This window comes from Rhizobium sp. 1399, assembly GCF_031455475.1.
Classification (GTDB): Bacteria; Pseudomonadota; Alphaproteobacteria; order Rhizobiales; family Rhizobiaceae; genus Rhizobium.
In genome coordinates, this window is the sequence record NZ_JAVDSU010000013.1 from 165,174 (window position 1) to 179,560 (window position 14,387).

At 61.3% G+C, this 14,387-nt stretch carries 13 protein-coding genes and 2 pseudogenes; 9 read left to right on the forward strand and 6 right to left on the reverse strand.

Annotated features, from left to right (window positions below; all coding sequences use genetic code 11):
- The first annotated feature begins 193 nt into the window (after positions 1-193).
- Entirely contained in the window at positions 194-1,318 is a 1,125-nt protein-coding gene (locus J2X71_RS30820; RefSeq protein WP_310388291.1) for a flagellar biosynthetic protein FliO, read from the forward strand.
- A 93-nt stretch (positions 1,319-1,411) separates the two neighbouring features.
- On the opposite strand, the gene dksA is transcribed toward J2X71_RS30820, so the two are convergent.
- Positions 1,412-1,831, reverse strand: a complete 420-nt coding sequence (gene dksA, locus J2X71_RS30825; RefSeq protein ID WP_007826301.1) for an RNA polymerase-binding protein DksA — start codon at positions 1,829-1,831, stop codon at positions 1,412-1,414.
- Between the two features lie 277 nt (positions 1,832-2,108).
- Between dksA and J2X71_RS30830 the strand changes: the two genes are divergently transcribed.
- The 6 genes and pseudogenes from J2X71_RS30830 to J2X71_RS30855 all read left to right on the forward strand — a co-directional run bounded on the left by J2X71_RS30830 (position 2,109) and on the right by J2X71_RS30855 (position 7,187).
- Positions 2,109-2,603, forward strand: a complete 495-nt coding sequence (locus J2X71_RS30830; RefSeq protein ID WP_113325749.1) for a histidine phosphatase family protein — start codon at positions 2,109-2,111, stop codon at positions 2,601-2,603.
- Positions 2,604-2,675: 72 nt separating this feature from the next.
- The gene (locus tag J2X71_RS30835) at positions 2,676-4,151 is read left to right on the forward strand and encodes a YcjX family protein (RefSeq protein WP_310388293.1); all 1,476 of its coding nucleotides are present in this window, start codon (positions 2,676-2,678) and stop codon (positions 4,149-4,151) included.
- Entirely contained in the window at positions 4,148-5,227 is a 1,080-nt protein-coding gene (locus J2X71_RS30840; RefSeq protein ID WP_310388295.1) for a TIGR01620 family protein, read from the forward strand. Before J2X71_RS30835 ends, J2X71_RS30840 begins: the two co-directional genes overlap by 4 nt.
- Positions 5,228-5,438: 211 nt before the next feature.
- Positions 5,439-5,990, forward strand: a complete 552-nt coding sequence (locus J2X71_RS30845; protein ID WP_037102691.1) for a hypothetical protein — start codon at positions 5,439-5,441, stop codon at positions 5,988-5,990.
- A gap of 384 nt (positions 5,991-6,374) precedes the next feature.
- Positions 6,375-6,590 (forward strand): annotated as a pseudogene (locus J2X71_RS30850) (hypothetical protein); the annotation flags it as partial.
- 21 nt (positions 6,591-6,611) lie between these two features.
- On the forward strand, positions 6,612-7,187 hold the full coding sequence (locus J2X71_RS30855) for an isochorismatase family cysteine hydrolase (protein WP_310388298.1): 576 nt from the start codon (positions 6,612-6,614) through the stop codon (positions 7,185-7,187).
- 57 nt (positions 7,188-7,244) lie between these two features.
- On the opposite strand, the gene folK is transcribed toward J2X71_RS30855, so the two are convergent.
- From folK to folP, 3 genes are all read right to left on the reverse strand, one after another.
- Complete coding sequence (gene folK / locus J2X71_RS30860) at positions 7,245-7,772, reverse strand: 2-amino-4-hydroxy-6-hydroxymethyldihydropteridine diphosphokinase (RefSeq protein WP_310388300.1); 528 nt, start codon at positions 7,770-7,772, stop codon at positions 7,245-7,247.
- On the reverse strand, positions 7,753-8,121 hold the full coding sequence (gene folB, locus J2X71_RS30865; RefSeq protein ID WP_113325672.1) for a dihydroneopterin aldolase: 369 nt from the start codon (positions 8,119-8,121) through the stop codon (positions 7,753-7,755). Before folB ends, folK begins: the two co-directional genes overlap by 20 nt.
- A 138-nt stretch (positions 8,122-8,259) precedes the next feature.
- On the reverse strand, positions 8,260-9,153 hold the full coding sequence (gene folP / locus J2X71_RS30870; RefSeq protein WP_310388302.1) for a dihydropteroate synthase: 894 nt from the start codon (positions 9,151-9,153) through the stop codon (positions 8,260-8,262).
- Between the two features lie 102 nt (positions 9,154-9,255).
- On the opposite strand from folP, the gene J2X71_RS30875 reads away from it, so the two are divergent.
- A complete protein-coding gene (locus tag J2X71_RS30875) occupies positions 9,256-9,885 on the forward strand; it encodes a DUF922 domain-containing protein (RefSeq protein WP_310388304.1) in 630 nt (209 codons plus the stop codon).
- A 298-nt stretch (positions 9,886-10,183) separates the two neighbouring features.
- Here J2X71_RS30875 and J2X71_RS30880 read toward each other — a convergent pair whose 3' ends face one another.
- Positions 10,184-10,504: a 2Fe-2S iron-sulfur cluster-binding protein gene (locus tag J2X71_RS30880; protein ID WP_310388306.1), complete on the reverse strand. Its 321-nt coding sequence runs from the start codon at positions 10,502-10,504 to the stop codon at positions 10,184-10,186.
- Positions 10,505-10,814: 310 nt separating this feature from the next.
- A complete protein-coding gene (locus tag J2X71_RS30885) occupies positions 10,815-11,186 on the reverse strand; it encodes an Hpt domain-containing protein (RefSeq protein WP_007826831.1) in 372 nt (123 codons plus the stop codon).
- A 463-nt stretch (positions 11,187-11,649) separates the two neighbouring features.
- Between J2X71_RS30885 and J2X71_RS30890 the strand changes: the two are divergent.
- Positions 11,650-14,387: pseudogene (locus J2X71_RS30890) on the forward strand (hypothetical protein); the annotation flags it as partial.

A 14,387-nucleotide genomic window follows, 5' to 3' on the forward strand; every position in this document is an offset into this window, starting at 1 on the left:
CGTTAGACTGCTTGAATTCACAGGCAAACGCGCCAATTTGCCCGTAATCCCGCCGGTGCCGCAGCGAGCGCCCGGCCAAATAGTTGCACAACACGAAATCGCGTTCGCCGGTGACTGGACAGACCCGCCGGCTCTTGCCTAAGGAGCGGAAAAGTCGTCTGTTGTGCCATAATGCGAAATGGAGTGAGTGCCTATGTTCGATGATGTTGTAGGGGCTTACGGTAGCCGCTTCCTGCTTGCCGCCGGTGGCGTCGGCATTGCCCTCATCCTGCTCATCGCCGTTCTGTGGTTCCTGCGCGGCCGCGCGCCCTCGCCTTTCGTGCGCGGTGGTCGCAACCGTCAGCCGCGCCTTCAGGTGCTCGATGCCGCCGCCGTCGACGCCCGCCGTCGCCTGGTTCTCGTGCGCCGCGACAATGTCGAACATCTCGTCATGATCGGCGGCCCGACCGATATCGTCATCGAAAGCCGCATCCTGCCGGAAACCGAAGCCGAAACCGCTGCTGAGTTCCGTCCACAGCCGGTCGAGGAGCGTGCTGTCGCTCAGGAGCGTGCAGCAGTCCAGCCGCGCCGCGAGCCGCCGCCGAAGCCAGTCGCCGCCCCCGTCGCACCACCTGTGGCGGCAAGCGCCGAACCTGATTTCGAACCCTACAGCCCGGCACCGGCACCGGCTCCGGTCATCGTCCCAGTCATCGCCCCGCCGGCCGAGCCGCTTCGCCAGCGCCCCGAACCTTCGGTCGCTCCGGCAGTCGCGCCGCCCATGTCTGCCCAACAGATGCCTGCCCAGCAGATGTCGGGCCAGCAGGCTCCCGCGCCACAGGTCTCCGCTCCGCCGCTCACAGCCGAGCGCGACGGCCCGCAGCGCATGTCGCAGCTTCAGCCGCGCCAGCCCGAACGCCCCGCTCCGCAACCCGTGCCCGATACCGCTAGCGCCGCAGATATCCTCGATGCAGCCCGCCAGCGCGTGCTGCCGCAGCAGCGCATCGAACCGGAAGTGTCCACTCCGCCGGCCCAGAGCATTCCCGCCGTTTCGCGCGGCGCTCCAGTCGCGACGGAAGATGGCGGTTTGCAATCGGCTGCCATCCGCCGCGATTTCCAACGCATCCTCGATGATGAGATATCGGCCAATCCGGCCGCCGAGCGCGTGGTTCCCGTACCCAATACGCAGCAGGCACGCCCTGCCCCGCAGCCTGGTGTTCCTCAGCCCGGCTCAATGCCACGCCGCGACCCCGACATGGCGCCGATCACGGGTGCGGATGCCGCACTTCAAAAGGAAGTCGCCCGCATCTTCGGCGAAATGAGCGTCAATCGCGACAAGTAAAAGCCGGAGCCATATGGCCGCAGAGCAAGGGCACCAAAACAAAAAGCACCGCGATCGTCTCGCGGTGCTTTTTCATTGCCGGTCCGGATGTGATTATTCGTCCCGGTAAACCTTTTCGCGGCGCTCGTGGCGTTCCTGCGCTTCGATGGACAGCGTGGCGATCGGGCGGGCGTCGAGGCGTTTCAGGCCGATCGGCTCGCCGGTTTCCTCGCAGTAGCCATACGTGCCATCCTCGATGCGCTGCAGGGCTGCATCGATCTTGGAGATCAGCTTTCTCTGACGGTCGCGGGCGCGAAGTTCAATCGCCCGGTCGGTTTCGGAAGATGCACGATCTGCGAGATCAGGGTGGTTTGCGCTTTCCTCAGCCAGATGGTCGAGTGTTTCGCGCGCTTCTCTAAGGATATCGTTTTTCCAGGCAACCAGCTTGGCTCTGAAATAAGCGCGCTGGTTCGTATTCATGAACTCCTCGTCTTCCGAGGGAACATAATTGCTAAGATCGATCTTCTCACTCAACGCGATTCTCCTGAAGAACATCTCATCTGGCCGGGTGTATATCCCATGCGCTATCCGCGATTCAAGCCAAATAAGACAGGTAAACAGATTTTTAAATCTGTCATAAATTTGAGCTAACAGTCTATTTTCGCATCATTATTCCGAGCAGCGATTTTTGCTTGGCCTTCAAAACGCCGTGTTGGGACGCCCCTTTTGCACTCTTGGAAGCCTGTGGACGGTTGACGTTGCGGGATCGCAACCGCTACTGAAAAGGCTCCGTTCGAAGCTGGATTTGCCCATGGCCGCCCTCCTGCCTCCGCCCCATCGGATCTACCTCCTGCGTCATGCCGAAGCCGCCTGGGCCGAGCCCGGACAGCGCGATTTCGACCGGCCGCTGAGCAAAAAGGGTTTCGGCGATGCCGAGATTGTCGCCGACCGCGCCGCCGACAAGGGCTACCGTCCGGACATCCTGATCAGCTCGACTGCGCTTCGTTGCCGCGACACCGCCGAGGCCGTGCATCGGGCCATGGGCGAAACGCTCGACATGCGCTTCGTCGACACGCTCTATAACGCCTCGGTCGATACCTATCTCGAAATCATCGATGCGCAGGATGTGGGGAGCGTCATGCTCGTCGGCCATAACCCGACAATGGAGCAGGCCCTATCGGCGCTGATCGGCCAAAAGGCTATGGCAGCCTCTGTGCCGAAAGGCTTCCCGACAGCCGGTCTCGCTGTCATCAGCTATGTCGCTACGACTTCGGCATGGCGTCTCGTCGATTTCGTCATCGACTGAGCTTTCGCGCCGCTTCTTTTTCGAGCAGCGGCCCCTTCCTATATTGCAGGCAGTGCCATCAGGGATTCCGATTTGCCGCCACGCCTGACATCCTTTGCCGACGATGCGCTGATCGCGCTGGATAATCTTGCAGACCGCGCCAGCGGTCTCGTCAATCCGACCATCCGGCTCGGCGTCACCGGCCTTTCCCGCTCCGGCAAGACTGTCTTCATTTCCTCGCTGGTCCACAATCTCCTGCACGGCGGCCGGCTGCCGCTCCTCGAAGCGATTCAGTCCGGTCGTGTGTCGGCCGTCCGTCTGGAGCCGCAGCCAGATGATGCCGTGCCGCGCTTCCAGTACGAGGATCATATCCGCGCACTGGTGAAGGAGCGGATCTGGCCGGATTCCACCCGCGCAATCTCCGAACTGCGCATCACGCTCGATTATCAGAGCGCCAGCTCCTGGACCCGCATATTCTCGCCCGGCCGCCTGTCGATCGATATCGTCGATTACCCCGGCGAATGGCTGCTCGACCTGCCGCTGCTCGGCAAGGATTTCCGCACCTTCAGCGAGGAAACCATCGCCCTTGCCGCAACCGGCATCCGCGCCGAGCTGTCGAACGCCTGGCTGGCGCTGACGAAAGCGACGGATATCACTGCTTCCGCCGATGAAATGGTCGCCCGCGATCTCGCCACCAGCTTTGCCGACTATCTGAAGGCCTGCAAGGCCGACGAACGCTCGCTTTCCACGCTTCCGCCCGGCCGCTTCCTGCTGCCAGGCGATCTCGACGGGTCGCCTGCGCTGACCTTTGCCCCGCTTGCCCTGCCCCCAGATGGAAAGCCGGAGCGCGGCTCGCTCTGGGCGATGATGGAGCGCCGCTACGAGGCCTATAAGTCCGTCGTCGTCAAACCCTTCTTCCGCGAGCATTTTGCCAGGCTCGACAGGCAGATCGTGCTGGTCGACGCGCTGCAGGCCATGAACCGCGGTCCGGAAGCCGTGCAGGATCTGGAGCGCGCTCTGACCGATGTGCTCGCCTGCTTTCGCCCCGGCAGCAATTCAATCCTGTCGTCGCTGCTCGGCCGGCGCATTGACCGTGTTCTGGTTGCCGCCACCAAGGCGGACCATCTGCACCACGAAAGCCACCACCGGCTGGACCGGCTGACACGCCGCCTCGTCGACCGCGCCATTGATCGCATCGGCATGGCCGGCGCTGGCATCGATGTCATGGCGCTTGCCTCCGTGCGCGCCACGCGGGAAGCTACCGTGCGCCGCGACGGCCACGACCTGCCCGTCATTGTCGGAACACCCATGGCCGGTGAAAAGATCGCCGGTGAAATCTTCGACGGTGAGCGCAAGACGGCGATCTTCCCCGGCGATCTGCCGGAAAACCCCGAATCTCTCTTCGAGCGCATCGAAGCCGGCGACGCGTCGGTCGAGCTGCCCGACGTCAATGTCGTGCGCTTCCGCCCGCCGCAGCTCGAGGAAACCGGTGGCGGAATCAAACTCTCCGTGCCGCATATCCGCCTCGACCGCGCCATGCAGTTCCTGTTCGGAGACCGCCTCGCATGAGCAAGCCGCCGATCGACCAGCCCAATCCGCCGCGCCGTGCCCCCGCCACCTTCACCTTTGAGGAGGAGAATGCGGCGCCCGAAGCCCCGCGCATAGAACGCCGCAAGCCGGCAAGCTTTTCCGGCGAGGTGGTGCTGACGCCGGATGAGGAAGATCCCTTCCTCAATCCGGAGCAGGATCCGAGCCCGTTGCCGGTCGCTACCCCGCGCAAGCACCGCACCTCCTTCGCCAGCATCGCCGCCGGCGCTTTCGGCATTCTGCTGTCGCTCGCCTTCGGCCTCTGGACCGACCGGCTGATCCGCGATCTCTTCAGCCGCGCCGACTGGCTGGGTTATGCCGCGCTTTCCGTTCTCGCGATCGGCATCCTCGCCGTCATCGCAATCGTCATCAGGGAGACGGCGGGCATGATGCGGCTTGCCGCGGTGCAGACTATCAAGGCTGAAGCCGATGCCGCGATTCTGGAAACGCGGCCCGCCAAGGCGCGCGCGGTCGTCGCCCGCCTGACAGGCCTGCTCGGCAACAAGCCGGAAACCGCCAAGGGCCGCGCCACGCTGAAAGAGACCGAAGGCGAGGTCATCGATGCTCCGCACCTGATTGCGCTTGCCGAGCGCGAACTGCTTGCGCCGCTGGATCGTCGGGCACGTGCGCTGATCGTCAATTCCTCCAAGCGGGTCTCGATCGTCACGGCCGTCAGCCCACGCGCCATCGTAGACCTGCTCTATGTGCTCTATGAGGCTGCCCGCCTGATCCGTGCCATGGCCGAGCTCTACGGCGGCCGTCCCGGCACGCTCGGCATGCTGAGATTGATGCGTGACGTGCTCGCCCACCTTGCCGTGACCGGCTCGATTGCTGTCGGCGATAGCCTTATTCAGCAGGTGCTCGGCCATGGGCTCGCTTCCAAGCTTTCGGCCCGACTCGGCGAAGGCGTCATCAATGGGCTGATGACGGCGCGGATTGGCATTGCCGCCATGGATCTCTGCCGTCCGCTGACTTTCCGGGCGCTGAAACGGCCGGGAATCGGCGATTTCATCGGCGACTTGACGCCGTCGATGACGGCACGCAACGGTAACCCTTGAGCAAAAAGCCGAATTTCGACATATTTAGGCCTTCTTGCTTAGGGTACAAAAAATTCAAGCGGATTCAATGCGCTAAAGGCGCAACCTCGGAATCCTTACCTTGCGAAAGCCCTGTATTTCCACGCATTTCAGCGTCCCGGAAAGAAAGCATTAACCATTCTCCGGCAAAACTTCAGACCAGTTCCCGAGTGGTGTTTGCCAAGGAAAATCCATGTACTCGCGCAAGTTTCTTTTTGTATGCGGCCTGGCCGCCGCGGCATTGTCTCCAGTGGCAGACGTCGCCTCCAACGCCACTGCCGCAACCCGCGACAAGGCGTTCTTCGAATCCGTCGCCGGCACCTGGAAGGGTCCCGGCGAAATCGTCGCCGGCAAGTACAAGGGCACGAAATTCACCTGCAATCTCGTCGGTTCTCCGGCCGATGATTCCTCCGCCGGTATCAAGCTCGACGGCACCTGCCGCGTCGGCGTCTTCAAGCAGCCGATGAGCGCTGTCATCTCGCAGTCCGGTTCCACCTACAAGGGCAAGTTCCTCGATGGCGCCGAAGGCAAGGGTCTCGATATCATCTCCGGCGCCGTCACCGACGATACCGTCGTCGTCGGCATCAATCGCTCCAAGCTGAACGGCGCGATGATTGCCCGCGTTCGCGACGACAAGACCATGAACGTCACCGTTTCGGTTAAGGTCGAAAGCCAGATGGTCCCGGTCATTGGCCTGACGCTGACCCGCCAGGTCGACGAAATGGCTGTCGGCTCGATCCAGTAAGCTATTCATTCGGAACGGACTTTCCTGAAGCGACGGTTTTCCGCCGCTTTGCTTTTTGGCTGATAGCGCGCTCGAAAAAAGCCCGCAGTAGCGGGGCGTTTCTCCTATTGGTCCTGGTTGTCAGCGACTGTTCTTATTGCTCTGCTGGTCTGCCTTGATACGCTGTCCGTGTGAACCGCCTTGGTTTGCCATGATGGACTCTCTTTCTGCGATTCTTTGCGAGAGCGGCTTGACCGCCCTCGATAGGAGAATCGCTCGGGCTGCGTTCCCTATTTTAGTATTTCGTGATGGCATGGGATCATTTCCCGCCACAGGCCGTTCTTCGTAGACGGCAGGGCTTGTCCCTGCGCAGCCACGGAGGCGAAGGACATGAACGCAACCAGCACGGATACGGAAACCAGGAGCCTGAAGCTCGCCAAGGAATATCTGCGCCTCGGCGGACACCGCCGCTGCAAGATCGACGACAACATCACCACTGTACGCCAGTGGGAGGAGGATCCGCCGGAGGCCGAACGCTTCTGGCAGGAACAGGTGCAGTCGCTTTCTGCAGCTGACCGCAAGCAGGTCGAGGATTTCCTGCCCAGCATCAATTCGCCCTGAATGCTTGAAGCTGCAGGTCCGATGCCCGACAACTGGATCCATCTCTGCATCGATATGCAGAGGATGTTCGCGGAACAGACAGCATGGCATGTGCCATGGATGGCGACGGTGGCGCCGCAGATTGTTGAACTCTCGGGACGGTATGCGGAGCGAACGGTTTTCACACGCTTCGTTCCTCCGCCGACCGCTGATGCCATGCCCGGCATGTGGAGGAACTATTACGAAAAATGGCCGATGATGACCGGCGAATGCTTGCTGCCGGAGCTCATGGATATCGTTGCCGATCTGAAGTCTTTCGCACCACCTGCCCGATTCTTCAACAAGCGAACCTATTCTCCCTGGGTCGACGGGCGGCTGCATGAAACACTCACGCGGGAAAAGATCGAGGCCATCGTCATCACCGGCGGCGAAACGGATATCTGCGTGCTCGCCGCAGCACTTGGCGCAATCGATCTCGGCTATCGCGTCATCCTGTTGAAAGACGCTGTCTGCAGCAGTGCTGACGAAACGCATGACGCTACGCTGGAATTGCTGGGCGGCCGCTTTTCGGTGCAGGTGGAGATTACCGAAACGGACGCATTCCTTTCCGGTCTCTGACGCATGGCAGGACTCCTGGGGCTGTTCAGGTTTCGCAGCCTGTGCTTGGCGGCTCCGTTAAGTCTTGCGCCACCAGTCGCGGCTCTCGTCCGCGATTTCGATCCCCGCAATGTCGGCACCAGCTAGCCAATCGGAAACCGCCCTGCCTCGGACCATGAGTTCGGGTGCGATATCCGCAAGCGGCATCAGCACGAAGCCCCGCTCCGTCATGCGTGGATGCGGCAGTTCCAGCCGCGGCGCGTCCTGCGTGACGCCCTCATAAGTCAGCACATCGATATCGAGCGTGCGCGGTCCCCAGCGCTCGATGCGCTCGCGCTTCATCTCCCGCTCGATCGACAGGCAGAGATCGAGCAGCGCTTCCGGCGCAAGCCGTGTTTCCACCGCCGCGCAGGAGTTGAAGAAGTGGGACTGGTCAGTCTTGCCCCAGGGCGGCGTGCGGTAAAGCCGCGAGACGGCGGCCACCCGGCAGTCCGGATGGGCGTCCAGCACCGCAAGCGCTGATGCCATGGACTTGACCGGATCGCCGATATTGCCGCCGAGGCCGAGCGTTGCGAGACGGAATGGATTATCGGGTACGATGCTCAACGGTCACCTGCACGAAATCGAGCACGCCAGGGATCGGCGCATTCGGCTTGCGCACCGTGATCTTGGCCCTGATGATCTGCGGGAATTTATTACAAAGACCCTTAGCAATATCGAAGGCCAGCGCCTCGATCAGGTAACGCCGCTTGCCGACGACGATCTCTTCGATGATGGTGAAGGCGGTGCCGTAGTGGACAGTCTCATCGATGGAATCGTTTTCCAGTGCGCTGCCCGCTTCCACCTCCAGTTCGGCATCCACGAAGAAACGCTGACCGAGGAATTCCTCCTCGGCATGCACGCCGTGGCGGGCGAAGAAGGCGCAGTTCTGCATCAGGATCGTATAGGTACTCATGACGGCCTCCCCCTAAAGCATGTCGCGCAAAAGTGCGTAGCGGTTTTGCGACAACGACATGCGTAAAACAAAGACTTCAAGCATGTCGCGCAACAGTGCGCTGCGGTTTTGCGATAACGACATACGAAAAACAAAGACTTAAAGCGTGGCACCCGGATCTGATGGATCGTGACACGCTTTCGAAGCGTCGTTCCGGGCGGCCAGCATAGCATCGGCTACGGCAAGCGCATCCCTGTTGATTGCGACATTGTGTACCCGGAAAACAGCCGCCCCCTGCAGCCTGAGAAGCGCGCTCGTCGCCGCCGTCGCCGCATCGCGCTCCGCCGGCTCCCGGCCGGTGACGGCGCCGAGGAAGCGCTTGCGCGACGTGCCGGCCAGAAGCGGCAGGCCGAAGCGGTGCAGCTCTTCGAAACGCGCCATAAGTTCCAGATTTTCCTTTGGCGTCTCCTTGGCAAAGCCGAAGCCGGGATCGAGTACGATGCGGTCACGCAGGACACCAGCAGCGGAAGCGATCTCCAGCGAACGCTCGAGAAAAAAGACCTGGTCAGCGATGATATCGGCAAGCTTCTGCCGGTCGCGGCCCGTATGCATGATGCAGAGCCCCGCCCCGGTCTCAGCCGATAGCGTGGCGATATCAGGCTCCTTCTGCAGGCCGAAGACGTCGTTGACGATATGGGCGCCGGCACTGATGGCGCGCCGCGCCGTTTCCGCGCGATACGTATCGATGGAAATCAGGGCTTGCGTGCGTCCAATGAGCGCCTCGATGACGGGCAGTACACGCGCCTGTTCCTCCGCCGGGCTGACGGAGGCCGCATCCGGCCGGGTCGACTCCCCGCCGATATCGAGGATCTCGGCGCCGTCTGCGACTGCCTGCTGCGCGTGCTCGACGGCCTTGTCGACCGTGTCGTAGCGCCCGCCGTCGGAGAAGGAATCCGGCGTCACGTTGACGATCGCCATGATCACCGAGCGCTTGTTGAGCTCGATCTCGCGGCCATGGGCCACACGCCAGAAACTGCTATCGAGCTGTTTCACCAGTCTAATCCCGTCGCTAGCCAAAAAAGCCGCTATCCGATATTGCTCTTGCGGTGGCTATGCCCCAAGCTCCGCCAAACTTCAACACAGGTTCAGTTCAGAATGCCGCTTGCGTTGCGTTATATGCGCCTTCCCATCGCCTTTTCCATGATTGCCTTTTTCCTCTGCGGCCCCGCGGCAGCCGAAGTCGTTGCAACGAAAAGCTATTCCTATTTCGATATCAAGGGAAAGACGGCCGACGAGCTGGACGATGAGTTGAGCCGCCGGGGTCCCACGGCGAACGGCTCCTCTGCTCGCCATCCCGGCGCCACCAAGATCCGTTTCGGCGGCGAGGCGACTTATATTCAGGAAAATGGCCGCTGCCGCGTCGGCAACGTCAAGGTCACCGTCCACACACAGATCATCATGCCGCGCTGGAGCAACCGTAAGGGCGCGAGCCGTGAGCTGTCGATGATCTGGGATGCGCTGTCGAGCGATATCAGGCGTCACGAGGAGCGCCACGCCGAGATCGCCCGCACTCAGGCTCGTGCCATGGAACGCGAACTCAAGGCGCTGCCTTCGCGGCGCAATTGCGAGGCCATGCAGGAGCTCGTTTCGGATGCGTCGGCTCGCGGTGTAGAGGAGCACGACAAGTTGCAGGCCCGATTCGATCGCGTCGAGGCGGTCAATTTTCAGAATCGCATGCTGAGACTGCTCAACAACAGACTCAACGGCAAGGGCGGCGAAAGATAAGCTCTTTTTGTCCTCAAGGCGAGCAGAGAACGTTAGCTGCCCAATGAAACTTGTGCGAAGCCTGTGGAACTCCCAGCCTTTTACCGGTCATTTTTCATTCTGGTGGACTCAACCGGAACGCGGTAATATGACTATATTCGAAAGTGCAGTAAGGCAGCTGGCTTTCGTGACTGTGTTCTCCTGGCGCGTTCCGAAGCCGCGGGTGTTCCTCCCTCATCCGTAGGTAATGCGCCCGCCTCGCCTCGCCCGCCTCCGGCGTGCGAGGCTCTCTTTTTGGAAAGAGCCGCGATTTTGGGAGTTAAGCCTGCCGTTCCGGCACGTGCACGGTGAGCCCGTCCAAGGCAGCCTTCATCCTGATCTGACAGGAAAGACGCGAGGTCGGGCGCACGTCGAAGGCGAAGTCCAACATATCCTCTTCCATCGCTTCCGGCTGTCCGACGATCTCAGTCCACTGCTCGTCGACATAGACGTGACAGGTCGCGCAGGCGCAGGCGCCGCCGCATTCGGCCTCAATGCCGGGCACGGAATTGCGGACCGCATTCTCCATTACGGTGGAGCCTTGATCGACGTCGAGATCGAAGCGCGTTCCGTCAAAGGCGACGATGGTAAGTTTGGGCATCAGGATTAGGTTCCGGTCTTTCGTAGTAGATGGGCGGATTTTCTTCCGACAATTCGGCGCGTCAGTCAACATTGCCTGATCGCCCCGAGATTCGCAGATCGGCCAGGGTTGCGCCATTCTCTATGCGTCACGGGGGAAGTCGCAAAAAGACCCACCGTTCCGCTATGGTACAGAAGGCCTACGGTATCGGCCCGAAAATCGGGATCGATTTTCGGAAAGCCTGATGCGTAGATTTAGAAAAAATTGAGCCTGTATGTGCGTCAAAATGGACGCACATACAGGCTCAAGGTCAGCCCAAACCTGTCCTGCCTTATCCGCGGCAGAGTTTCAGAATGAAATTCTCGGCGTCGACGACGGCTGCACCCAACGCCGCCATGGCGGTCGCGTCGCCATTGTTCTCTTCGACGGCTTCCGCCGATTGCGAAACCCGGAAGGCGCCGACTGAGCTTGCGGCTCCCTTCAGGCGGTGTGCCGCAGCACCCACCCTGGCAGACTCGCCGCTTGCAATGTCCTGCAGGCAGGCGCGCGCCTGGCGCGCAAACATCTGGAGAACTTCGATTTCCACCGTCTTGTCGCCCATCGTCTGGCGCGCAAGATGAACAAGGTCGATCGGCCGGACCTTGGAGGGCGAAGGCCCCGTGGAATTGTCCGGTGCTTCGAATGCGATACTCACTGCTGCCATTTGCCAATTCTCCCGTCTTATATCGTCCGCGCTTGCTACTGTTGTGCGGTCGGAGAATGGCGATCCCGTTAAATTCCGGCGCATTCGGGGCGAAAATCTAACCATATGGTTAACGTCCCTTAAATATCGCTAAAATATCGGCTTTTGGGCCGCTTCCAAAATTTAAAGGTGTTAACAACAGGTTAAGAGGGATGGAAACGCAAGGGTTCATTAATTGTGTAGGCAGCCCAGATGTGTCACTACGATACTGTTGAGGCGGGCTCATGCCGCGCGCCTTTGCCGACAGAGTGGATAATGGTAGTGTTTTGATACCTTTCGTTTGAAAAATCGGCTATCTACTCTGAAATGACATGCTTATCCGTCCGTCTAGGATGGAAGGCTGGCACGGCAAAGGGTCTTTCCGGGCAAAGGCGGTGGCCCGGATGCGCTGCCGGACTGGCCGGGAATTGCGAGGCATATCGGAATGGCGAATAACAAGTACAATGAATCGATCGAGGACAAGGCGTTCAAGGCACTGGACGAGGCGCTTCAGATCGATTTCGGCCAGGAGAACGTGCCGTCTCGCCGCGGCAACGCGCCCCACGCCCCGGAGGCTAATGTGACTGACCCATCCAATGCTCGTAATCAGTCCCAGGAAGAAGCACAGCGCCGCCGTGGCCGCTCTGGCCGTACAGGCGATCAGCAGGCCCCCCGGGCACCGGCCCTCGCCCCTGCCAACGATGCCAGCCGCAATTCTCCCGCTTCGCTTCTGAAGTCGCTGGAAAGCGGCTCCAGCCGCCCTGCCCTGCGCACGGCCGCTCTCGTTTCCATCCTGTGGGTCATCATCGGCCTCGGGCTGATGTTCATGCTCTATGCGCCGCAGATCTCCCAGATCCGCTCGCTGACCGATCTTGCCGCCCTGCCGGGCGTGATTGCTGGCATTGTCGGCATCATCGTGCCGGTCATGATGTTCTATGCCTTCGCCATCATGATCTCGCGCGCCCAGGACATGCGCAACGCCGCCCGCTCCATGGCTGAAGTTGCGCTGCGCCTTTCAGAGCCGGAAACCATCGCGTCTGAACGCATCATGACGGTCGGCCAGGCCGTGCGCCGCGAAGTCTCGGCGATGAATGAGGGCATCGAGCGCACCATTGCGCGCGCCTCGGAACTCGAAACGCTCGTACATTCCGAAGTGAATGCGCTGGAGCGTTCCTATGCGGATAACGAACTGCGCGTGCGCGGCCTCGTCCACGAACTCGGCTCCGAGCGCGAAGCGATCGTCAATCATGCCGACCGCATCCGCTCCTCGATCGCCGGCGTTCACGATCAGCTCAAGGAAGAACTGTCGCTCGCGACGGAAGAGATCGCTATCCGCCTTGCGACCTCGGGCGAAGCCTTCGCCTCGTTGATCGATACGCGCGCTGCGGCGATCATGGAGAAGTCGGACAGCGCCATGCAGTCGCTCGGCACGCTGCTGGCCGCCAAGACCGATACGCTGCTCCATACGCTGACTGCATCCGGCCTTGCGATCGGCAATGAATTCGACAACCGCCTCGACGCGCTGACCAACACGATCAACGAACATGGCGAGCGCCTGCTCACGCAGTTCGAGACACGCGCCTCGACGATGGATGCCAGCACCGAGCGCTTGAACGCCGCCCTTCAGGAGCGCACCCAGCAGCTCAATGAAATCCTGGTTTCCCGCACCCGCGAGATCAATCAGAGCCTGACATCAGGCGAACGCACGATCGGCGGCACGCTCGACGACGTGCTCTCCAGGCTGAATGCCGCACTCGACGAAAAGGGCGCCAGCTTCCGCCAGAGCCTGCAATCGACGGCCGACGATGCGGTCATGGATCTCGACGTGCGCTCCGGCTTCTTCGAGGAGCGCCTGCAGACGACCGTCGCCCAGCTTTCGACCGCCTTCGACGAACGCGTCGCCGAATTCACCGACGCTTTCGACAAGCGCTCCGGCTCGCTCGACACCAAGCTCATCGAAAGCCTCACCCGCATCAACGAAACGCTGTCGGGTAATGCGGATTCCATCGAGGGCATCCTCAATACCAATATCGATCGCCTCGGCGCGTCCATGAGTGAGCAGTCGCTGGCGCTGGCGACCGCCTTTGCAACCGGCCAGGAAGTGCTGGAAAGCACGCTTGCCGACCGTGCGGGGGAAATCACCTCGGCGCTGTCGACCCGTACCGGCGAACTCGGCTCGGCGCTGAGCAGCGCCACGTCGGAAATCTCGCTGGCGCTCGCAGCCGGTACCTCGGACCTGCAGAACAACCTCGCTGCCCGGGCAGCCGAATTCCGCGATACGCTGCAGACGACCACGACCGAACTCGCCACTGCCGTCGACAGCGGCACTGAAAGGGTCACGGGTGCATTCGGCGGTCGCGCCGAAGAGCTGAGCAGCGTTCTCGCCGCCCGCGCCGCTGAAATCACCGATGCGCTGAAGACTGCGCATACCGGCATCGACAGCGTGATGGCTGAACGCGGCGGAGCGCTGATCGGCGCACTTGCCGACCACCACGCCCGCTTCGACGAGGCGCTCACGAGCCGTTCCGAAGCCATCATCAATACTGTCTCGGGCACGCATGACCGTCTCGCCGAAACCCTCGACGAGAAGGCGATGGCGCTGGCGATCTCGCTGAACGAGACGCAGTCGCGCATCGAAGAGACGCTCTCGACCCATTCGGAATCGCTCATCAATGCCGTTTCCGGCACCAATGACCGCCTCTCCGAGACGTTGAAGCAAAACCAGGCCCGTATCGAGGATACGTTCGCGGCTCGGTCCGAGTCTTTCCTCAATACCATCTCCGGCACGCATGACCGCCTCTCCGATACGCTTGACGAAAAGGCGATGGCGCTTGCGATCTCGCTGAACGAAGGCCAGGCCCGTATCGAGGATACGCTTGCGACCCGCTCGGAGGCGATTATCGATGCCGTCTCCGGCACGCATGACCGCCTCTCCGATACGCTCGATGAAAAGGCGATGGCGCTTGCCATCTCGCTGAACGAAGGCCAGGCCCGCATCGACGACACGCTTGCCACTCGTTCGGAGGCACTGCTCAGCGCAGTTTCCAGCACGCATGACCGTCTCGCCGACACGCTTGATGAAAGGGCGATGGCGCTCGGCATCTCGCTGAACGAAACGCAGTCGCGCATCGAAGACACGCTCTCGACCCATTCGGAAGCGTTGATCAACGCCGTCTCCGGCAC

Bases quoted from the DNA above. Each gene is read 5' to 3' on its own strand.
- J2X71_RS30820 (WP_310388291.1), top strand. From the start codon at position 194: ATGTTCGATGATGTTGTAGGGGCTTACGGTAGCCGCTTCCTGCTTGCC.
- J2X71_RS30830 (WP_113325749.1), top strand. From the start codon at position 2,109: ATGGCCGCCCTCCTGCCTCCGCCCCATCGGATCTACCTCCTGCGTCAT.
- J2X71_RS30840 (WP_310388295.1), top strand. From the start codon at position 4,148: ATGAGCAAGCCGCCGATCGACCAGCCCAATCCGCCGCGCCGTGCCCCC.
- J2X71_RS30845 (WP_037102691.1), top strand. From the start codon at position 5,439: ATGTACTCGCGCAAGTTTCTTTTTGTATGCGGCCTGGCCGCCGCGGCA.
- J2X71_RS30855 (WP_310388298.1), top strand. From the start codon at position 6,612: ATGCCCGACAACTGGATCCATCTCTGCATCGATATGCAGAGGATGTTC.
- folB (WP_113325672.1), bottom strand. From the start codon at position 8,121: ATGAGTACCTATACGATCCTGATGCAGAACTGCGCCTTCTTCGCCCGC.
- J2X71_RS30875 (WP_310388304.1), top strand. From the start codon at position 9,256: ATGCCGCTTGCGTTGCGTTATATGCGCCTTCCCATCGCCTTTTCCATG.
- J2X71_RS30880 (WP_310388306.1), bottom strand. From the start codon at position 10,504: ATGCCCAAACTTACCATCGTCGCCTTTGACGGAACGCGCTTCGATCTC.
- J2X71_RS30885 (WP_007826831.1), bottom strand. From the start codon at position 11,186: ATGGCAGCAGTGAGTATCGCATTCGAAGCACCGGACAATTCCACGGGG.